The sequence below is a fragment of the Paroceanicella profunda genome (assembly GCF_005887635.2).
Classification (GTDB): Bacteria; Pseudomonadota; Alphaproteobacteria; order Rhodobacterales; family Rhodobacteraceae; genus Paroceanicella; species Paroceanicella profunda.
In genome coordinates this window covers 123,504-142,056 of record NZ_CP040819.1, presented here as the reverse complement: position 1 = coordinate 142,056, position 18,553 = coordinate 123,504, and the positions used below count along the sequence as shown (strand labels likewise).

Below are 18,553 nucleotides of genomic sequence, written 5' to 3'. Positions count from 1 at the left end.
GTGCTGGCCAAGATCATGCGCCGCGCGGGCGCGGTTGCCCCCCTCGGTGCCGGATGTGGCGGGGGCCACTCGTCCTCCGCCGGCATCCGATACCCGGCACGCCCCGAGGAGAGGCACCGCGAACCGGCCAGGGGCGTGTCCGGAGCGGAACGCTGCCGGGGGCACTCGTCATTCACCGGCATCTGATGACCGGAACGTCCCGAGGAGAGGCGTGGCGAACCGGCCCGGGACCGGTTCGCCGCCGGGGTTACTGGCAATCCACGGAGATCTGCGCCTTGTCGTCCCGGATGGCGTCGAGGGTGAGGGTGCAATCCTTGTCCTCGACGCGCACCGGAAGGGTGTCCTTCGCGCGCAGGCTCTTCATCTCGAAGCCGTTCACCGCCAGCCGCGCCTTGCGGTCGTAGCTGCCCTCGGTCAGGCCGGAGAGGAAGACGCGGATCTTGCCGTCCTCGAAGACCTGCGCATGGCCCACGGACAGGCCGTCTGCGTCGTCCTCGCCGGCGGCCTCGCCCGCGTCGGCCTCGTCCTTCTCCATCACCGCGGGGTCGGAGGCGGCGGCCTCCTCGGCACTTTCCGCCCCGGGCTGCGGCGCGGGCGCCGCGGCCACGGCGTCGATGCGCCTGCCCATGTCCTGCAGCGCGGCATTGAGCGCGTCCTGCCCGGCGCTGGCCTGGGCGTCGAGTTTTTCCACGAGGCCCTGGCCGGTGGCGTCGAGCTTGTCGCTCAGGCTGCCCGCTCCTTCCTCCAGCCGGGCCAGCGTGGCCTCGACACCGGAGAGGCGCTCCTCCAGCTGGCCCACCCGGTCTCCCACGCCTTCCGCGGCGCTGCGGGTGGCGGCCATGTCCTCGTGCAGCGCCTTCTGGCTGTCATCGCCCCTGTCCGTCACCGCCACGCCGATCAGCATGCCGATGATGAGGCCTCCCGCCCCGAATAGGATGCGTCCGATCTCTCCGGATTTCATGTCGGTCTCCCTGTTGTTCTGTCAGTCGGTCGGCGGGGCCTGCGCGATGAAGAGGCCGAAGGCGCGCGGGCCGTCGCCGACGGCGATCTCACCCGACGCCTCCAGCCGGGTCGCGTCTATCACAGTAAGCGTGTTGGACGCCCAGTTCGCAACCACCACGGTGTCGCCGCTCACCCCGATGCCCTCGGGATATTCGCCAACCTCGATCTCGGTGACGGGCGCGAGGCTCTCACGCTCGAACACGCTCACCGAGTCGCCGTACTGGTTGGTGACGAAACCGTAGCGCCCGGTGAGCGCGACGGCGTAGGGCCGCGCGCCCACCGCCACCGTGCCCACCTTCGCGCGGGCGGCGATGTCGATCACGCTCACCGTGTCGCTGGCCACGTCGGCGGTGTAGGCAAAGCGGCCGTCGGGGCCGATGGTGAGGCCGAAGGGCCGCCCGCCCACCCCCACCTGCGCGACCACCCGGGCGGTGGCCGTGTCGATCACCGAGACGGAATCCGCGTCGCGGTCCGCGCTCAGCAGCAGCCGCCCGTCCGGGGTGACCGCGAGGCCCGAGGGCGCGGCCCCCACCGCGATCTCGCCGGTCACGCGCCCCGCCACGGGGTCGATCACGAAGATGCGCGCGCCGTACCAGTCTCCCACGTAGACCAGGCTGCCGGAGGGGTGGACGGCCACGCCGAAGGGTCCGCCGTCCAGGGGGATGCGGCGCGGCTGGCCGGGGCCGGCGGGCAGGATGTCGAGGGTCTTCGTCTCCGGGCTCACGGCGTAGACCGTGCCGCCATCCGGCGCCACGGCCACACCCGCGGGCTTGCCCGGCACCGCGATCTCGCGCAGCACCGTGCCGGTGGCGAGATCCACGACGGACACGGTCTCCGACAGCTGGTTGGTCACGTAGGCGCGGTCCCCCGCCGCCGCCGGAGCGCCGCACAGGAGCGCCAGCGCCAGCGGGAGCGGCCTCAATCGAGCGCTCCGAACCGCTCCTGAAGCGCGTGCAGCCCGGCCTCGTAGACGCCGGTGACCGCGGCGATGGCGGCCTCGTCATTGAGGTTCTCGGGCGGGTCGTTGTTCGGGTAGCCGCGGTAGAAGGCGCCGCGCCATTCCACCTCCGAGCCGCCCTCCACCGGCTTCACGGTGAGGTGCGAGGAGTAGTTCGTCACCGGAAGCACCTCCACCGCCACCGCCTCGATGCGGTAGGAATAGCTCATCTTCTCGGCGCTGTACTTGTAGAGGATCTCCGAGATGGTCGGGTCTCCGTCGCCCTTCAGGTGCAGCACGCGGGTGGCGTCGATCTCGTTTCCGCCCTGGCCCTCCAGATGGTCCACGGCCGGGTGCCAGCTCATGTCCTGAAAATTGCCGATCGCCTCCCACACCGTCTCGGGCGGCGCGGCCACCTCCACGGTCACGGTCACCTTCTGGCGCGTGGGCCCGTGCGCTTGCGCCGCCATCGGCGCGAAGACGACGGCGCCGAGCGCCGCGATCCAAGCCATCCGTTTCATCAGTCCTCCCCTTTCCGGAATATGTTGTTGCGCAGGATGTAGGAAAATCCGCGCCGCCAGCTCTCGTCCGTGTTGCCGCGGATGTCCGCCGAGATGCCGCGGACCTTGGCGCCGGTGGCCGCGTCCAGCACCACGATGTTCATCGACAGGATGAGGTTCGAGACCTTCTGCACCTCGGAGACCATCGCGTAATCCGCGCCCAGCCTTTGCGCCATGCGCAGCGCACAGCCGTTGCAATCCGCCGGGTTCACCACCCGGTCGAGCTCGGCCTGCACCGGGGCGAGCGGCACGGTCTCGAACCCGTGCGCGTGCAGCGCCTCGGTGACCTGGGCCTCCGAGGCCCGGAGCCGCGCCGTCTCGTCCGCGCGCACGCCGTTGAGCGCGCCCTCCTGGCTGGTGTCGATGAAATGCACCCCGAAGAAGGCCACCCGCGCGCCCTCGCGCAGCCCCGCACCGGGCCCGGCGCCGGCAGGCGGGCCGGCAAGCGCGGTGAGCGCGAGGGCAAGGACAAGGGCTGCGGCAAGGGCTTTCATGGCCTCAGCGTCCTTCATCGCCCGGGGGCAGGCAATTGCGACCAAGGTCGGACAAGCGTGCGGCAAGTCATTCTTATTATTTCCTTATTCGCACTTTCAGGTGCCCTGCACCTTGACGCGTCACGGGTTTGCCTTCGTTAATTCAGCCCGAGGAGGCCCAGACATGAGACGTTCCGCCGGCCCGATTCTCGCCGCTCTTGCCATCGCCCTGAGTTCCCCCGCGACAGCCCCGGCCCAGACCGCAGATGCCCCCGCGCAGGTGCGCGCCGCCGTGCTGCGCGTGGACCGGGGCCCGGCCCTGCCGATCTCGCGGCTGGACCTGCCGCCCGACGACCTCGGCTTCGCCGGCGGCCGGCTCGCCACCGAGGACAACCAGACCACCGGCCGCTTCATGGGCCAGCAGTTCCTCACCGAGGATGTCGACGCCACGCCCGACACCGCCGTGGCCGCGCTGGAGACGCTGATCTCCGCAGGGACCACCTTCATCGCGGTGATGGCCGGGCCCGACACGCTGCTCGCCCTGTCGCAGGCGGCGGGAGACCGGGCGCTGATCGTGAATGCCACCGCGCAGGACACCCGGCTGCGCAACGCGGACTGCCGGGCAAACGTGATGCATGTCGCGCCCTCGCGGGCGATGCTCACCGATGCGCTGGCGCAGTTCCTCGTGTGGAAGAAGTGGACGGACTGGTTCCTCGTTCCCGGCTCCCACCCCGAGGACCAGGCCTTGGCGGAGGCCTACCGGGCCTCGGCGCGCAAGTTCGGCGCGAAGATCGTGGAGGAGCGGGTGTTCGAGGACACCGGCGGCGCCCGGCGCACCGACACCGGCCACGTTCTGGTGCAGCGCCAGATCCCGGTGTTCACCCAGCGCGCCGAGGATCATGACGTGGTGATCGCGGCCGACGAGGCCGATGTCTTCGCCGCCTATCTGCCCTACCAGACATGGGAGCCCCGGCCCGTCGCCGGGTCCGCCGGGCTGCGGCCCGTCTCCTGGCACCCGGCGCTGGAGGCCTGGGGCGCAACCCAGTTCCAGCGCCGCTTCGAGCGGGAGTCCGGCCGGACCATGCGCCCGGAGGATTACCAGGTGTGGATGGCGCTGCGGGTGCTGGGAGAGGCCGCCACCCGCACGAAATCCTCCGATTTCAACGCGCTGCGGGACTACATCCTCTCCCCCGCCTTCGAACTGGCCGCCTTCAAGGGCCAGAAGCTCACCTTCCGCCCCTGGAACCACCAGCTGCGCCAGCCGATCATCCTGGCCTCGGACCGGGTGATCGTCTCGGTCTCGCCGCAGGAGGAGTTCCTGCACCGGGTCTCGCGGCTCGACACGCTGGGCACCGATGAACCCGAAACCACCTGCGACCTGAACTGAGGAGACCGATCATGCGCCCCTTCCCCCTCGCGCGCGCCCTGCTGCTCGCCCCGCCCCTGGTCCTGGGCGCGCTCGCCGGCCCGGCGGGCGCCAACATGGTCTACGTGAGCAACGAGAAGGGCAATACGGTGACGGTGATCGATTCCGACACGCTGGAGGTGGTGGGCACCTTCGACGCCGGCCAGCGCCCGCGCGGCATCACCATCTCGCCGGACGGCACCGAGCTCTACGTCTGCGCCTCGGACGATGACACGGTGCGCGTGTTCGACCCGAAGACCTACGCGCAGCTCCACACCCTGCCCTCGGGGCCGGACCCGGAGCTCTTCGTGCTCCACCCCTCCGGAAACCCGCTCTACATCGCCAACGAGGATGACAACATCGTCACCGTGGTGGACGTGAAGACCCACCAGGTGCTGGCCGAGGTGCCGGTGGGCGTGGAGCCCGAGGGCATGGGCGTGAGCCCGGACGGCGCCTTCGTGGTCAACACCTCCGAAACCACCAACATGGCGCATTTCATCGACACCGAGACCTTCGAGATCGTCGAGAACGTGCTGGTGGACCAGCGCCCGCGCTTCGCCCAGTTCAGCCATGACGGCAAGCTGCTCTACGTGAGCGCCGAGATCGGCGGCACGGTGAGCGTGATCGACCCGGCGACGGCGGAGATCGTGAAGAAGATCAGCTTCGAGGTGCCCGGCGTGGTGCCCGAGGCGCTGCAGCCGGTGGGCATCCGGGTGACGCGTGACGGCAAGACCGTCTTCGTCGCCCTCGGCCCCGCGAACCGGGTGGCGGTGGTCGACGGGGAGACGCATGAGGTGGTGAAATACCTGCTCACCGGGCAGCGCGTGTGGCAGCTCGCCTTCACGCCGGACGAGAAGCTGCTCTTCGCCACCAACGGCAACACCAACGATGTCTCGGTGATCGACGTGGAGGACCTGAAGGTCATCAAGTCCATTCCCGTGGGCCAGCAGCCCTGGGGTGTCGTCGTCGCGCCCGACTGAGCTCACACCAACCAGAAACCGGAGGAAACAATGCCTGCCAGACCCCTGATTGCCGCCGCACTGGCGCTCACGCTGCTGCTCCCCGCCCTGCCCGGCCGCGCCGAGGAGAACGTGCTGAAGCTCGGCTTCGCCGGCCTGCTCGACCGCAAGAACCGCGAGGACCTGCCGCCCATCACCCTCGGCTCCGGCAAGCCGCTGGCCGATGCGCCCTACGAGCTGCGCTCCGGCGGCTATTACCGCATCAGGATCGTGTCCGACGGCTCCGCCGAACTGGCCGTCGCCGGGCCGGAGTTCTTTCGCAACATCTGGGTGAACGAGGTGGTGATCAACGACATCGAGGTGCGGCCCATGGGCCTGTCCTCGCTGGAATTCGATGACGAGGGCGAGGCGGAAATATCCTTCATCGCCATCGTCCCCGGGCAATACACGCTCGGCATTCCCGGCGCGCGCGGCGACTCCCAGCTCGCCCATTTCACCATCCGCTGACCGGGCGGAACCCGGGCAAGCCCCGCTCCGCCGCCGGAGCCAGCCAGCCCTCCCCGCGCGCCGCGCCAGCCGCGGCAAGACCCGGAGTGGCCACCGCTCCGACGCCCCGCGTGGTCCCGCAGAACCACCAGCTCCCCGCCGGGAAAGGGGTGCACCCCGAGGCGCCCGGCCCCGACCTGCCACTGAAGGCAGCGTCCCGCCGGCCGACCCGCGCTGCCTCCTGCCAGCAGACCTGCGCCGCATCCCATGCCCGCCCCCTGTGATTGCGGCATCACCAGCGTGGTGCCCGAGGCCACCGCCGTCCGGGCGCGTTTTCCGGAGGGAAAGGGCCGAGTGGCTTCCTCGGGGTCGCACGCTGACCATCGTCGGAGATCCGTGTCGGATGGCTGGCGGGCCCAGGCACGCAGGCACGCAGGATCGGCACCTCCAGGCAATGCCTCGTGGCAAGCGACGCCCCGGAACTATCGGCCAGCGCGATAGGGCCTCCGGGAGGTCTGCCGCCCCCCTTCATCGCCAATCTGGCGCTGCGTGCGCCGCTCTCTTGGCACGTCGCGCAGGATGACGGCCCGGCTGCGGATGTCTCCCCGAAGCCGGGCATCGCCATCGACACGGCGCTGAGCGCGCTGGCGGCGGGGGGCGGGCTGGCGGTTCTGCCGGAGATTCCGGTGGCGCCGCTGCCGGCCACGGGAGAGCTGCGGCACGTCCTGCCGGACTGGCATCTGCCCCCGGGCGGCATCCGCACCGTGTTTCCCGCGGCGGGCCTTCGCGCCGCGAGGGCCTTGGCCTTTCGTGGAGCTGCTGGTGCGCTCAGACCACCCGGCCGCCTGTGCACGCCCCTGACCGGGGAGCGCGCCCGCCCCCCTGCCGTGGCGCACGCAGGGGCGGCGGGCCGGGATCGGGCGGCAACCGCTTGCCTTCCCGCGCGCCCGGTGGCTGGGTGTGGGGGACGAGGCGAGGGGCCGTGGCCGGCGCCCGGGCCGGAAGCGCGGCCCTCCCGGCCAGACTTCCGGACGCCGAGGGGGCAGAGGAGAGGGCGCCGGGGCGGCCGGCTTCGGGGGGCTGCTCCGGGCGGCCAGCTTCGGGGCAGTGCTCCGGGACGCCATGCCCGGGGCAGGGACAACGACGGCGGGCGGCGCGGAGCAGCCCCCGCCGCGCCGCGTGAAGACAACAGTGAAGGGAACCATCATGGAAATCGGCATAGACAGCTTCGCAGCCACCATTCCGAATCCGCAAACGGGAGAGACCGTTCCCCCTGCGGACCGGATAGAGGCGCTGCTGAACGAGGTGGAGACCGCGGACCGCGTGGGCCTCGACGTCTTCGGGATCGGCGAACACCACCGCGAGGACTTCCTCGATTCCGCGCCCACCGTCCTTCTGGCCGCGGCGGCCGCGCGCACCAGCACCATCCGCCTCGCCAGCGCCGTCACGGTGCTGAGCGCCGCGGACCCTGTCCGCATCTTCCAGGAGTTCGCGACCATCGACCTGATCTCGAAGGGCCGGGCCGAGATCGTGGCGGGCCGGGGGTCCTTCGGCGAGGCCTACCCCCTGTTCGGCTTCGCCTTCGAGGACTACGACGCCCTGTTTACGGAAAAGCTGGACCTCCTGCTGACGCTGCGCGAGACGGCGCGCATCACATGGCGCGGACGGTTCCGCCCGCCGCTGACCGACCAGGGGGTGTTTCCCCGCCCGCACCAGGCGAGACTGCCGGTCTGGCTGGGGGTGGGCGGCACGCCGCAGTCCTTTGTCCGTGCCGGAGCCCTGGGCCTGCCGCTGATGGTCGCGATCATCGGCGGCACGTTCGAGCGGTTCCGCCCGCTGGTCGACCTCTACCGCGCCGCGGGCCGCGAGGCCGGACATCCGCCGGAGGCCCTCAGGGTGGGGGTGCACGCCATGGGGTTCGTCGCCGACACGGACGCCGCCGCGCGGGACGCCTTCTTTCCCGGCTGGGCACACATGTTCACGGAAATCGGCCGTGAGCGCGGCTGGTCGCCCGTCACGCGCGCCCAGTTCGAAGCGATGGCCGGGCCGGGCGGCGCCTTCCTGATCGGCAGCCCGGATACGGTGTTCGAGAAGGTTCTCGCCGCGGACAAGGCCCTGGGAGGCCTGTCCCGCGTCACCTTCCAGATGAGCTCCGCCATGCTGGAAACCGCGGCGATGCAGCGCTCCATCACGCTGTTGGGCACCGCTGTCGCGCCGCGCCTGAGGGCGTGAGCCGGCCGGGGCCGCGCAGCCCGGGTGAGCCTTTCCGGCTGGGGCCGGCGCCGGCGGGGCCCGCGCAATGACGTCCGGCGCGCGGCGCGCTCCGGTGCCCTCTTGAAACCCGGGGCCGGCCCCCCGCACAAGGCGCCGCCATCCGCGCCTGGACACCTCCGCGGACCTGCCGCGGAGGCCTTCGACAATGCGTCTGGCGCCCTTCGGCCTGCCCCGGGGCCTGCTGTCACGCAGCCTCACCCCCGGGGCGCCGATGCGCCGAGCGGGGCTCGGGGGCCATCGCCTTCGCCCGGCCCCCGGGCCTGCGCTCAGCTCGTCACGAAGTTGCCGGGAAAGAGCGCCCGCATCGACGCCTCGTCACCCGGCGTCTTGAAGGTCAGCCCCTCGGCGATGCGGAGCGCCTTTTCCACTGCAGGGCGCGCGTTGATGGCCTCGAACCAGCGTTCGACCTCCGGGAACCGGGCCAGGGCGCCGTCGCCCAGCACCCGCGGCGCGCGGCTCACCCAGCCCCAGGCGGAGATATCCGCGATGGAATAGCTCTCCCCCACGATGAAGGCACGGCCCTTCAGGTGATCGTTGAGCACCTGGTAGTGCCGCTCGGCCTCGCGCATGTAGCGGTTCCGGGCATAGGGCAGGGCCTCCGGCGCGGCGTGGTGGAAGTGGACGGACTGGCCCGAGAAGGGGCCGAGACCGGAGGCGATGAACATCAGCCAGGACAGCAGCGCCCCACGGTCCTGCGCGGCCCCGCCCAGCAGGCCGGTCTTCTCGGAGAGGTAGAGCAGGATGGCGGTGCTGTCGAAGACCGCCACGCCGTCATCCTCGATCGCGGGCAGCTTGCCGTTCGGATTCACCGCGCGGAAGGCCGCCTCGTGCTGTTCGCCCTTGGCGGTGTCGACGGGCACCAGTTCGAAGGGCAGACCTGTCTCCGCGAGAAACAGCGCGATCTTCATCGGGTTGGGTGTCGGATGGTAGTAGAATTTCAGCATGGAATTGCTCCGCTGTGGGAAGGTCGGGGTCAGGCGTCGGTGCCGGCCGCGATCTTGTCCTGGGTGTTGGTGTCGAAATCCGAAGCCTCGTGGCGTTCGTGAAGCTGCTCGTTCAGCGGGCCGAAGGTCCGGTTCACGATGCGCCCCCGCTGCACGGCCGGACGCGCGAGGATCTCCCTGGCCCAGCGGCCCAGGTTCTTGTAGGAGCCCACGTCCAGGAAGGTGCCCGCGTCATAGGCATTGCCCAGAGCCAGGTTGCCGTACCAGGGCCATGTGACGATGTCGGCGATGGTATATTCCTCTCCGCCCAGGTAGCGGTGCTCTGCCAGCTCGCGGTCGAGCACGTCCATCTGGCGCTTCACCTCCATGGTGAAACGGTTGATCGGATACTCGAATTTCTCCGGCGCATAGGCATAGAAATGCCCGAAGCCGCCGCCCAGATAGGGCGCGGAGCCCTGCAGCCAGAACAGCCAGTTCATCACCTCGGTGCGCGCGGCGGCATCCTCCGGCAGGAAGGCGCCGAACTTCTCCGCCAGGTACAGCAGGATCGCCCCGCTCTCGAACACACGGCTGCCCGTCTCACGGTCCAGCAGCACGGGGATCTTCGAGTTGGGGTTGAGGGCGACGAAGCCGGAGGAGAACTGATCGCCCTGCCCGATCCGGATCAGGTGCGCGTCATACTCCGCGCCGGTCTTGCCGATCGCCAGCAGCTCCTCGAGCAGGATCGTCACCTTCTGCCCGTTGGGGGTGCCCATCGAATAGAGCTGGAGCGGGTGCCTGCCCACGGGCAGTTCGGCGTCATGGGTCGCCCCGGCCACGGGGCGGTTGATGCTGGCCCAGTTGCCGCCGCTCTCGGCGTCCCAGGTCCAGGTTTTCGGGGGAATGTAGTCAGCCATCGGCAGGGCTCCTCTTGGGTGGGTATGTCGTGTGTGGACGGGCGCGGGCCTTGCAGGGTGCCCGCTCAGGCCCCGGTGAGGCGCAGGGCCTCGATCTCGCGCGCCATGTCTTCGGCCAGCGCGGAGACCTCGGCCGGGTCCGTGCCCAGGTGCAGTTCGAAGCGCAGCGCCGACACCGTGGCCTGCAGCCTTCGGGCAAGGCGGGCGCTGTCGGCCGATTGCGGCAGCTCTCCCTGCGCCTTCGCCCGCTCGAAACCGGCGGCGAACGCGTCCCTGATCGCGCCGAGGTAGGCTCTTGTGCAGGCAGAGATGGTGGGGGTCGTGGCCTTCGTGTCAATGAGCGTTCTGGTCAGCATGCAGACCTGCCGCGCCTGGTCTTCCGGCGCGAGCCGCGCGAACCCCCTCAGGTGATCGGCCAGCCCCGACAGCGGCGAGGCCGTGGTCTCCATATGCGCGCGGAAGCGCGAGAGCGAGGCTTCGAAGTAGCGCTCCAGCGAGAGCAGGCAGAGGTTCTCCTTGCTGGCGAAGGCCGCGTAGATGCTGCCGGGCTTCATGTCCAGCGCGGCCTCGAGGTCCTTCAGGGAGGTTGCGTGATAGCCCTTCCGCCAGAAGAGGCACATCGCCGCGTCAAGCGCGCGCTCGCGTTCGTATCGCGTCGGTCTGCTCACCTGTGCCTGCCCCTGAAGGTTTCGATCGCCCCATCCTGCATGTTTTTGAGCGATTGCTCAATTCACATTCCCGCGCAATCGCTCCCCCCTCGCGGGGCGCGGCAATGACGCGGCCAGGCCGGGCCCGGACGGCTCACGCCAGGGCGCCCCCGCGGAAGCCGTGCAGGTCCGCGGGCCCGCCACCATCGACGGTCAGCGCCATGCCCCGAACACCCCCGAGGAGGATGGAACCCCTGCCCGGTTCCCGATTATGCTATGGGCATCGGGGGTGTTGCGGTCATCCATCGGCAGGGCGACGGGGACTTTCCGCCAATGGCGCAAACCCGGGCGACCGCCATACTGGCGGGAGCCATGCCCGCTGCTACCGGGCCGCAGCCACATCCTCCGCGGATCGCGGATCGCTCCCCCTCCGCCTCCGGCGGACCTGTTTCCTCCGCCTCCGGCGGGCCTGTATCCTCCGCCTCCGGCGGACCTGTCCCTTCCGCCTTCGGCGGACCCGTGCCTTCCGCCCCTGGCGGAGGTGTTCCCTCCGCCTCTGGCGGATCTGTCCCTTCCGCCTCTGGCGGAGCCCACCTCCTCCGCTCCGGGCGGAGGCAATTGCCGGAGGCGCCGCGCGTGCCAGACATCGAACCAGCCCTCAGCGTGCGCGGGGTCAGCCATGCCTTCGGTCGGACGAAGGCGCTCGACGACGTGTCGCTCAGCGTGGCGCCCGGCAGTTTCACCGCCCTGCTGGGCGTGAACGGCGCCGGGAAGACCACCCTGTTCAACCTGATCACCCGGCTCTACGACAACGTCTCCGGCGAGATCCGGGTGCTCGGGCATGACATCCGGCGGCGGCCGGGGCCGGCGCTCGCGGCGCTCGGCGTGGTGTTCCAGTCCCGCGCGCTGGACCGCGACCTCACGGTGGGGCAGAACCTCGCCTACCACGCGGCGCTGCACGGGCTCACCCGGGCCGAGACGTGGTCGCGCTCCGCCGGGCTGATCGCGCGCGTCGGGCTGGGCGACAAGCTCGACACTCCGGTCTCCGCCCTCTCCGGCGGGCAGGCGCGGCGCGCCGAGATCGCCCGGGCGCTGATGCACGGGCCGCGGCTGCTGCTGCTCGACGAACCCACGGTGGGGCTCGACGTCCAGTCCCGGCGCGAGGTGCTCGGGCTGGTGCGCCGGCTGGTGGAGGTGGACCGGGTCGGGGTGCTCTGGGCCACGCATCTCTTCGACGAGATCCACCCGCAGGACGACGCCGTGGTCCTGCACCGCGGCCGCGTGCTGGCCACGGGCACGGCGGGGGCCATCGCCCGGGGCGGCGACCTCTCCGCGGCCTTCCTGCAGATGACCGGCCTCGAGACGGAGGCAGAGGCATGAGCCCGGTGTCGCGCCTGGGCTGGTCGGGGCGGATGCGCGCCTTCCGCGGCATCGTCTGGCGCGAGGGGCTGCGCTTCCTGCGCCAGCGCGAGCGGTTCCTCTCCGCGCTGGTGCGCCCGCTGGTGTGGCTGTTCATCTTCGCCGCCGGTTTCCGCGCCGTGCTGGGCATCTCCATCACGCCGCCCTACGAGACCTACGTGCTCTACGAGGTCTACGTGACCCCCGGCCTCTGCGCGATGATCCAGCTCTTCAACGGCATGCAATCCTCGCTCTCCATGGTCTATGACCGTGAGACCGGGGCCATGCGCACGCTGCTGGTCAGCCCCTATCCGCGCTGGTTCCTGCTCTCCTCCAAGCTGGCGGCGGGGGTGATCGTCTCCCTGCTGCAGGTCTACGCCTTCCTCGCCATCGCCTGGTTCTGGGACGTGGAGCCGCCGCTGTGGGGCTATCTCGCCGCGCTGCCGGCGCTGGTGCTCTCCGGGCTGATGCTGGGCGCGCTGGGGCTGCTGATCTCCTCGACCATCCGCCAGCTGGAGAATTTCGCCGGGGTGATGAACTTCGTGATCTTCCCGATGTTCTTCGCCTCCTCGGCCCTCTATCCGCTGTGGCGGATGTCGGAGGCCTCCACGCTCCTGCACGACATCTGCGCGCTCAACCCGTTCACCCATGCCGTGGAGCTCATCCGCTTCGCGCTGTACCTGAAGGTGAACTGGCTGTCGCTGGGGGTCGTCGGGGGCTGTGGACTGGTCTTTCTCGCCGCCGCGATTTATGCTTATGATCCGTCGAAGGGGATGATCGGCCGCCGGGGCCCCGCGCGATAGCAGCACCGGAACGGCCGGCCGGAAGCCTGGCGGCTTCGGGCCGGCGGACCACCGCGCCACGCGCAGGACACGCGGAACCTTTTACCTTTTGCTTCATTATCGTTGATGACGTTAACCGTTCTGCGCCCGCGAGGCGGAGACGCCAGAGGAGCCCGGGGCCAGGCCGCGGGATGAACAGACCGGACACATGCGCAGTACGCTCTTCAACAAGGCGGGCGAGAAACTCCTCGATCGCATAGCCAGCCCCGAGATGCTCGAGACGATGGACCGGTTCGACTGGTCCGCGACCCCGCTGGGCCCGGTGGCGGAATGGTCCGGCGCGCTGTGCTACACGGTGCGCATGATGCTGGCCTCGCGTGAGGCGATGGTGGTGATGGTCGGGCCCGAGGGCATCCTGCTCTACAATGACGGCTATGCCCGGATCGCCGGCGCCCGGCATCCGCACATCCTCGGGCGGCCCGCCGTGGAGGCCTGGCCGGAGGTGGCCAGCTTCAACCGCGACCTCATCGACCGGGTGCTGAACGGCGAGACGGTGAGCTTCGACGGCCAGCGCCTCACGCTCAACCGCGGCTCGGAGCCGGAGGATGTCTGGTTCGACCTCGAATATTCCCCGGTGCTGAACCGCTCCGGCCAGCCCATCGCGGTGCTGGCGCGGGTGCATGACGTCACCAGCAAGATCCGCTCCGAGGAGGCGCTGGCGCGCAACGAAGAGCGGCTGGAGCTGGCGCTGGACAGTGCCGGGCTGATCGGCGTGTGGGACTGGGACGTGGTCGCCGACCGCATCGTGACCGACCACCGCTTCGCCGACATGTTCTGGGTGGACCGCGAGGAGGCGGCGCGCGGCCTGCGCGCCGAGGCCTTCCTCGCCGCCTTCCACCCCGAAGACGACCCCCGCCTGCGCGCCGCGCTGGAGAATTCCATGGAGCGCGGGCACAGTTTCGCCGAGGATTTCCGCCTGCGCAGCCCCACCGGCGAGATCCGCTGGGTGAACGCGCGTGGCGACTGCAGCTTCGACGAGGCCGGCCGCTGCGTGCGCTTCACCGGCGTGGCGGTGGACCTCACCGAGCGCCGGCGCTCCGAGGACGCCCTGCGCGAATCCGAGCAGCGCTTCCGCGCCCTGGCCGACAGCATGCCCCAGATGATCTGGACCGCGCTGCCCGGCGGCCGGCATGACTACTACAACGCCCGCTGGTACCAGTTCACCGGCGAGGAGGAGCCCCGCGACGGCGCCACCCGGGACAGCTGGGCGCAGCTGCTCCACCCCGAGGACCGCGACACCGCCCTGGAGAACTGGGAGGAGGCGCTGAGCACCGGCGAAGTGTACGAGGACGAGTACCGCCTGCGCGACAGCGCCGGCAACCACCCCTGGATCCTTGCCCGCGCCGTGCCCATCCGCGACAACTGGGGCCGGGTGTCGCGCTGGTTCGGCACCTTCACGGACATCAACGAGCAGCGCATCGCCGCCGAGGAGCGCGAGATGATCGCGCAGGAGCTGAGCCACCGCATCAAGAACATCTATTCGGTGCTCTCCGGGCTCATCAGCCTCTCCGCGCGCTCCTATCCCGGGGTGCAGGATTTCGCCGAGCAGTTGCGCCAGCGCATCTTCGCGATGGGCCAGGCGCATGACCTCGTGCGCCCGCATTCCAACGCCTCGCAGCCGCTGGTGGGCGACACCACCCTGCACGCGATGATCCGCCAGCTGCTCCGGCCGTTCATGGAGCACAATTCCGCGCGGGTGAGCATCGGCGGCGATGACCTGAAGGTGGACGACCAGGCCGCCACGCCGATGGCGCTGCTGATCCACGAACTGGCCACCAACGCGGCGAAATACGGCGGGCTCGCGCCCGAGGGCAGCGGCATCTCGGTGGAAACCCGCCTGCGGGGCGACCGGGTGGAGCTGCTGTGGCGCGAACATGCCGGGGCCGGCTATGCCGCGGCCGACATGGAGGCCGGGTTCGGCTCGCGCCTCATCAGCCTGAGCATCGAGGGCCAGATGCGCGGGCGCTTCACCCGGACCTGGACGGACAGCGGCCTGTCGATGGCGGTGGACGTACCCCTGGCCTCCCTGCGCCGGGTCCACAGCCTCGGCACCGCCCCCGCTCCGGCCGCCTGAAGCCCCCGCTGCCCCGCGAGTTCCCGCAAGGCACCCTCTCTCCTCCGCGCGGGCTGCGAACGCCACCGCCGCAGCCCGCGCGGCACGGGGGGCGCTCTCCGGCGGGTCGGACACCCCTCGACGGCATGTCTGCCGGCCCCGCCAGTGGCGGGAAGCCGGCGGAGGCACGCCCGGCACCGTCAGGTGCAACCGGAGCCCTGTGCCCTGTGCCCTGTGCCCTGTGCCCTGTGCCCTGTGCCCTGTGCCCTGTGCCCTGTGCCCTGTGCCCTGTGCCCTGTGCCCTGTGCCCTGTGCCCTGTGCCCTGTGCCCTGTGCCCTGTGCCCTGTGCCCTGTGCCCTGTGCCCTGTGCCCTGTGCCCTGACGATCTCCACCAGTCGCTTCACAAGCAAGAACAATTCGGCGCCGCTGAAATCGGGGGAACGGGACGCCGCGCACAAAAGAAGACGGGGCGCACTGGGGCGCCCCGTCTTTCTGGCGCCCCGTCCGGAGCGCATCTCGTCTCACGATGGCCTGCGGGCCAGCGCCGGAATTCACCTCACGCCGAAGCGGAGAACACCCGCATCCTGCGCGGCGGCGGCATGGTGATTTCCTCGCAGGCGGCGACCGCGTAGGAAATCACGTCGCGCATCTCGCGCTCCGTCACCGGCTTGGGAACAACGCCCAGCGTGCCGGGCACGCCATCGCCAAGCTGCGAGGGGTTCGCGGTGACATAGAGCACCGTGAGCCCGAACGTGTCCCGCAGCTTGCGCCCGAGGGAAACCCCGGTGGGGCCGTCTGCCAGGTTGAGATCCACGAGGGCCACATCCGCGTCGGCCCCCTTCTTCATCGCGGCTGCACTGTCTGCGGCAATTCCGGCCGATTCATGTCCGAGCTCGCGAACAATTGCCTCGACCTCGAGGGCGATGAAGATTTCATCCTCTACAATGAGTATCTTTCTCGACATCTGTCTGCGCCTGCATTCTGTTCACTGTTGCCGGATCAACACCTCAACCCCGTCCGGGGTTCCGAAAATCCGCCTCTGCGTTGCGCCGGTGCCAGGCCGGCCATCGATTTGGGGGCGAAATGGGTCATTAAGGCCACAGGTCAACCCGAATCCGGCGGAACATTGCCACGCGGACGGACAAAGCGGCAAGTCTCCGCCGGTCCGCCCGGTCACCTTTCCCCGGAACTGCGGCCCCGGGGCCGCAGTTGCGCCGGTGTGCCGGACATCACCAGGATGCGGTCGGCCAGCGCCTCGGCCTCGGCCGGGGCATGGGTCACCAGCAGGGTCGTCGCGCCGCACTCGGCCACCAGCCGCGCGGTGAGCGCCCGCATCCCGGCCGCGGTTTCGGCGTCGAGCGAGGCGAAGGGCTCGTCCAGCACCAGGAACTCCGGGCGGGCGCACAGTGCCCGCGCCAGCGCCAGCCGCCGCTGCTGGCCCAGCGACAGGTGGCCCGGAAACGCCTCCCCCCGCCCCGCCAGACCGACGGAGGCCAGCGCCGCCTCGGCCTCCGCCGCGGGAATGCGGGCGGCGAGGACGAGATTGTCGCGTGCCGAACGCCAGGGCAGCAGCGTTGGTTCCTGAAACACCATCGCCACCCGCCCGGCGCCGCGCACGGTGCCCTCGAAGGCGGTGTCCAGCCCGGCGGCGATGCGCAGCAGGGTGGATTTCCCGACACCCGAGGGCCCGAGAACCGCCACCCGCTCCCCCGGCGCCAGCGTGAGCGCGATGTCGCGCAGCACCTCGCGCGCGCCGAAGCGTTTCACCCAGATGTCGATGGAAACCGGTGCCGGGCCGCTCATGGCGCCCGCCAGCGCCGGGCCCGCGCCTCCCAGGGCCGGAGCACCAGCGCCTCGATCGCCAGCATCACCGCCACGAAGGCGAGGGCATAGGCCAGCACCATGCCGACATCGAACAGCTGGAAATAGAGGTGGATCTGGAAGCCCACGCCGCTGGAGCGGCCGAGGAACTCCACCACCAGCACGATCTTCCAGATCAGCGCCAGCCCGGTGCGCGCCGCCGCCGCGAGATGGGGCGCGAGCTGGGGCAGCAGCACGTGGCGCAGGCGCGTGCCCGGCGGCATGGCGAAGACCCGGGCCATCGCGTCCAGCCCCGGGTCCAGGGCGCGGGCGCCCTCGCGCAGCATCGCCGTCACCATCGGCACCTTGTTGAGCGCCACGGCGGTGATGGCGGCGGTCTCCGTGAGGCCGATCCAGATGTAGCACAGCACGATGGTCACCAGCGCGGGGAGGTTCAGCAGCACCACCAGCCACGGGTCCAGCCAGCGGTCGAGCCGCGGCGCGCGGCCCATGGCGAGGCCGAGCGCGGTGCCCAGGCCCATCGCCAGCACGAAGGCGGCCGCCACCCGGGCCAGGGTGGCGCCGAGGTGAAGCCAGAGCCGGCCACTTGCCGCCTCCTGCCACAGAAGCGGGCCCACCACCCAGGGCCCGGGCATCAGGCCCGGATCCTGCGCCAGGAGCGCGGCAAGGGCCCAGAGGCCGAGCAGCCCGGCCAGCGAGGCGAGCCGCACCAGCCGGGCACCGCCCGGGCGGGCCGGCTGCGGGGGGGCATCGGTCGCGGTCATCGCGCGGCTCAGATCCCGGGCTGCACGAAGAGGCCCGGCGGCAGCCGCGGCCCGGCGTCCGGCCCTGCCCCCGCGAGGTCCGGGCCCACGAGATCCGCGCCGCCCAGGTCCGCCATGAGGGAGAGCAGGCGCCCCGCCGCCGCCTCATCCACCGGGCCCGGTGCGGGGATGCCGGCGCGGAAACCCTCACGCAGGGCGGCGAACTCCGCATCGTCCGCCGCGTTCATCAGCGGGCGCAGGCGCTCCCAGGGCGCATCGCTCTGCGCCAGCAGGTCCTTCGCCGCGCGCGACGCCGCCATCATGCCGCGCACCAGTTCCGGCCGGGCGCGCAGGTCTTCGCCGCGGAACACGTAGCCCAGCAGCGGCGTCTGCGGGTCGAGCCCCAGCGCGCCCGCCGCGTCCGAAACCGAGACCAGCTCGCGCAGGCCCGCGGCGCGCATCCGCGCCATGAAGTGCCAGAAGTTCACCGCCCCGCCGAGCGCGCCGGACCGCGCCTGCCGGAAGATCAGCGGCGGCGCCGCGAACACCTGGTCCGTGCCCGCGGCGAGGTCGAAGCCTTCCTGCTGCAGGGCATAGGCGCGCAGGATGAGCCAGCTCTTGTCCAGCGGCCCTCCCGCGATACCGATGGTGCTGCCGGCAAGGTCCGACAGGGACGTGGCCGGGCTGTCCGCCGGCACCATCAGCCCGCCCACGGCGCGTGAATAGGGCACGAAGACATAGTCCCGCCCCGCCGCGCGCTGGCGTGCCACCCAGATGAAATCCGCCACCATCGTGTCCGCGCCGCCGGCCTGGAAGGCCACGCGCGCGGCCTGTTCGCCGGCCATGGGCAGCACCTCCAGCCGGAAGCCCCGGGCGGTGTCCAATCCCTCCGCGCGGATGGTCTCCGCCTCCCAGGTCACCGTGCCCACCTGCAGGAGCGCGAGGCGCAGCACCCTGTCCTGCGCGCCGGCCCCGCCGGCCGCAAGCACCGCGCCGAGCAACCCGAGCGCGAGGCCCGCCACAAGGCCGCGCCTGCCGATCAGCCGCATGTCGTCCTCCCTCGTCTGGTTCCCGCGGCGCCGGCCCCGGCCGGAGGTGCTGCCGCAGGGGTG

18 protein-coding genes and 1 pseudogene are annotated in these 18,553 nt (G+C 70.9%); 8 read left to right on the top strand and 11 right to left on the bottom strand.

From position 1 onward, the window contains the following. Positions 1–247: 247 nt before the first annotated feature. Genes FDP22_RS18685 through FDP22_RS18670 form a run of 4 tightly spaced genes read right to left on the bottom strand, consistent with a single transcriptional unit; the run spans position 248 to position 2,993 of the window. The gene (locus FDP22_RS18685) at positions 248–961 is read right to left on the bottom strand and encodes a hypothetical protein (RefSeq protein ID WP_138573770.1); all 714 of its coding nucleotides are present in this window, start codon (positions 959–961) and stop codon (positions 248–250) included. 21 nt (positions 962–982) lie between these two features. After that, positions 983–1,924, bottom strand: coding sequence for a beta-propeller fold lactonase family protein (locus FDP22_RS18680; RefSeq protein ID WP_138573772.1), 942 nt, complete (start codon positions 1,922–1,924; stop codon positions 983–985). After that, positions 1,921–2,460: an SRPBCC family protein gene (locus FDP22_RS18675; RefSeq protein ID WP_138573774.1), complete on the bottom strand. Its 540-nt coding sequence runs from the start codon at positions 2,458–2,460 to the stop codon at positions 1,921–1,923. The genes FDP22_RS18680 and FDP22_RS18675 overlap by 4 nt, the downstream gene beginning before the upstream one ends. Further along, a complete protein-coding gene (locus FDP22_RS18670; RefSeq protein ID WP_138573776.1) occupies positions 2,460–2,993 on the bottom strand; it encodes a DUF3280 domain-containing protein in 534 nt (177 codons plus the stop codon). Before FDP22_RS18670 ends, FDP22_RS18675 begins: the two co-directional genes overlap by 1 nt. Positions 2,994–3,156: 163 nt before the next feature. Here FDP22_RS18670 and FDP22_RS18665 point away from each other — a divergent pair, with 163 nt between their 5' ends. The 5 genes and pseudogenes from FDP22_RS18665 (at position 3,157) to FDP22_RS18645 (ending at position 8,054) form a co-directional block, all read left to right on the top strand. After that, complete coding sequence (locus tag FDP22_RS18665; protein WP_138573778.1) at positions 3,157–4,359, top strand: ABC transporter substrate-binding protein; 1,203 nt, start codon at positions 3,157–3,159, stop codon at positions 4,357–4,359. 11 nt (positions 4,360–4,370) lie between these two features. After that, a complete protein-coding gene (locus tag FDP22_RS18660) occupies positions 4,371–5,357 on the top strand; it encodes a YVTN family beta-propeller repeat protein (protein ID WP_138573780.1) in 987 nt (328 codons plus the stop codon). Between the two features lie 30 nt (positions 5,358–5,387). After that, positions 5,388–5,843: a hypothetical protein gene (locus FDP22_RS18655; protein ID WP_138573782.1), complete on the top strand. Its 456-nt coding sequence runs from the start codon at positions 5,388–5,390 to the stop codon at positions 5,841–5,843. Between the two features lie 371 nt (positions 5,844–6,214). Continuing rightward, positions 6,215–6,628 (top strand): annotated as a pseudogene (locus FDP22_RS25395) (LysR substrate-binding domain-containing protein); the annotation flags it as partial. A 400-nt stretch (positions 6,629–7,028) separates the two neighbouring features. Continuing rightward, a complete protein-coding gene (locus tag FDP22_RS18645) occupies positions 7,029–8,054 on the top strand; it encodes an LLM class flavin-dependent oxidoreductase (RefSeq protein WP_138574091.1) in 1,026 nt (341 codons plus the stop codon). Positions 8,055–8,362: 308 nt separating this feature from the next. Here FDP22_RS18645 and FDP22_RS18640 read toward each other — a convergent pair whose 3' ends face one another. The 3 genes from FDP22_RS18640 to FDP22_RS18630 all read right to left on the bottom strand — a co-directional run bounded on the left by FDP22_RS18640 (position 8,363) and on the right by FDP22_RS18630 (position 10,604). Next, entirely contained in the window at positions 8,363–9,040 is a 678-nt protein-coding gene (locus FDP22_RS18640; RefSeq protein WP_138573784.1) for a glutathione S-transferase family protein, read from the bottom strand. A gap of 29 nt (positions 9,041–9,069) precedes the next feature. Next, positions 9,070–9,936: a glutathione-dependent disulfide-bond oxidoreductase gene (gene yghU, locus FDP22_RS18635; RefSeq protein ID WP_170317796.1), complete on the bottom strand. Its 867-nt coding sequence runs from the start codon at positions 9,934–9,936 to the stop codon at positions 9,070–9,072. A 65-nt stretch (positions 9,937–10,001) separates the two neighbouring features. After that, the gene (locus FDP22_RS18630) at positions 10,002–10,604 is read right to left on the bottom strand and encodes a TetR/AcrR family transcriptional regulator (protein WP_138573788.1); all 603 of its coding nucleotides are present in this window, start codon (positions 10,602–10,604) and stop codon (positions 10,002–10,004) included. Between the two features lie 615 nt (positions 10,605–11,219). On the opposite strand from FDP22_RS18630, the gene FDP22_RS18625 reads away from it, so the two are divergent. The 3 genes from FDP22_RS18625 (at position 11,220) to FDP22_RS18615 (ending at position 14,897) form a co-directional block, all read left to right on the top strand. After that, complete coding sequence (locus FDP22_RS18625; RefSeq protein ID WP_239031983.1) at positions 11,220–11,963, top strand: ABC transporter ATP-binding protein; 744 nt, start codon at positions 11,220–11,222, stop codon at positions 11,961–11,963. Next, positions 11,960–12,784, top strand: coding sequence for an ABC transporter permease (locus FDP22_RS18620; RefSeq protein WP_138573790.1), 825 nt, complete (start codon positions 11,960–11,962; stop codon positions 12,782–12,784). The genes FDP22_RS18625 and FDP22_RS18620 overlap by 4 nt, the downstream gene beginning before the upstream one ends. A 187-nt stretch (positions 12,785–12,971) precedes the next feature. Continuing rightward, positions 12,972–14,897 (top strand): PAS domain-containing protein, encoded by a 1,926-nt coding sequence (locus FDP22_RS18615; protein WP_138573792.1) that lies wholly within the window; start codon positions 12,972–12,974, stop codon positions 14,895–14,897. A 536-nt stretch (positions 14,898–15,433) separates the two neighbouring features. Here the strand turns inward: FDP22_RS18615 and FDP22_RS18605 are convergent. From FDP22_RS18605 to FDP22_RS18590, 4 genes are all read right to left on the bottom strand, one after another. Then, positions 15,434–15,841 carry a response regulator gene (locus FDP22_RS18605; protein WP_138573794.1) on the bottom strand — a complete coding sequence of 136 codons (408 nt, stop codon included), beginning with the start codon at positions 15,839–15,841 and terminating at the stop codon, positions 15,434–15,436. A 209-nt stretch (positions 15,842–16,050) separates the two neighbouring features. After that, entirely contained in the window at positions 16,051–16,680 is a 630-nt protein-coding gene (locus tag FDP22_RS18600; RefSeq protein WP_138573796.1) for an ABC transporter ATP-binding protein, read from the bottom strand. Beyond that, entirely contained in the window at positions 16,677–17,462 is a 786-nt protein-coding gene (locus tag FDP22_RS18595) for an ABC transporter permease (protein WP_138573798.1), read from the bottom strand. The genes FDP22_RS18600 and FDP22_RS18595 overlap by 4 nt, the downstream gene beginning before the upstream one ends. 8 nt (positions 17,463–17,470) lie before the next feature. Beyond that, on the bottom strand, positions 17,471–18,490 hold the full coding sequence (locus tag FDP22_RS18590) for an ABC transporter substrate-binding protein (protein WP_138573800.1): 1,020 nt from the start codon (positions 18,488–18,490) through the stop codon (positions 17,471–17,473). Positions 18,491–18,553 lie beyond the last annotated feature (63 nt).

What these genes read in the sequence shown, in the direction of transcription:
- FDP22_RS18685 (WP_138573770.1), bottom strand. Translation starts at nt 961, where the DNA reads ATGAAATCCGGAGAGATCGGACGCATCCTATTCGGGGCGGGAGGCCTC.
- FDP22_RS18675 (WP_138573774.1), bottom strand. Translation starts at nt 2,460, where the DNA reads ATGAAACGGATGGCTTGGATCGCGGCGCTCGGCGCCGTCGTCTTCGCG.
- FDP22_RS18670 (WP_138573776.1), bottom strand. Translation starts at nt 2,993, where the DNA reads ATGAAAGCCCTTGCCGCAGCCCTTGTCCTTGCCCTCGCGCTCACCGCG.
- FDP22_RS18665 (WP_138573778.1), top strand. Translation starts at nt 3,157, where the DNA reads ATGAGACGTTCCGCCGGCCCGATTCTCGCCGCTCTTGCCATCGCCCTG.
- FDP22_RS18660 (WP_138573780.1), top strand. Translation starts at nt 4,371, where the DNA reads ATGCGCCCCTTCCCCCTCGCGCGCGCCCTGCTGCTCGCCCCGCCCCTG.
- FDP22_RS18655 (WP_138573782.1), top strand. Translation starts at nt 5,388, where the DNA reads ATGCCTGCCAGACCCCTGATTGCCGCCGCACTGGCGCTCACGCTGCTG.
- FDP22_RS18645 (WP_138574091.1), top strand. Translation starts at nt 7,029, where the DNA reads ATGGAAATCGGCATAGACAGCTTCGCAGCCACCATTCCGAATCCGCAA.
- FDP22_RS18640 (WP_138573784.1), bottom strand. Translation starts at nt 9,040, where the DNA reads ATGCTGAAATTCTACTACCATCCGACACCCAACCCGATGAAGATCGCG.
- yghU (WP_170317796.1), bottom strand. Translation starts at nt 9,936, where the DNA reads ATGGCTGACTACATTCCCCCGAAAACCTGGACCTGGGACGCCGAGAGC.
- FDP22_RS18620 (WP_138573790.1), top strand. Translation starts at nt 11,960, where the DNA reads ATGAGCCCGGTGTCGCGCCTGGGCTGGTCGGGGCGGATGCGCGCCTTC.
- FDP22_RS18615 (WP_138573792.1), top strand. Translation starts at nt 12,972, where the DNA reads ATGCGCAGTACGCTCTTCAACAAGGCGGGCGAGAAACTCCTCGATCGC.
- FDP22_RS18605 (WP_138573794.1), bottom strand. Translation starts at nt 15,841, where the DNA reads ATGTCGAGAAAGATACTCATTGTAGAGGATGAAATCTTCATCGCCCTC.
- FDP22_RS18600 (WP_138573796.1), bottom strand. Translation starts at nt 16,680, where the DNA reads ATGAGCGGCCCGGCACCGGTTTCCATCGACATCTGGGTGAAACGCTTC.
- FDP22_RS18595 (WP_138573798.1), bottom strand. Translation starts at nt 17,462, where the DNA reads ATGACCGCGACCGATGCCCCCCCGCAGCCGGCCCGCCCGGGCGGTGCC.
- FDP22_RS18590 (WP_138573800.1), bottom strand. Translation starts at nt 18,490, where the DNA reads ATGCGGCTGATCGGCAGGCGCGGCCTTGTGGCGGGCCTCGCGCTCGGG.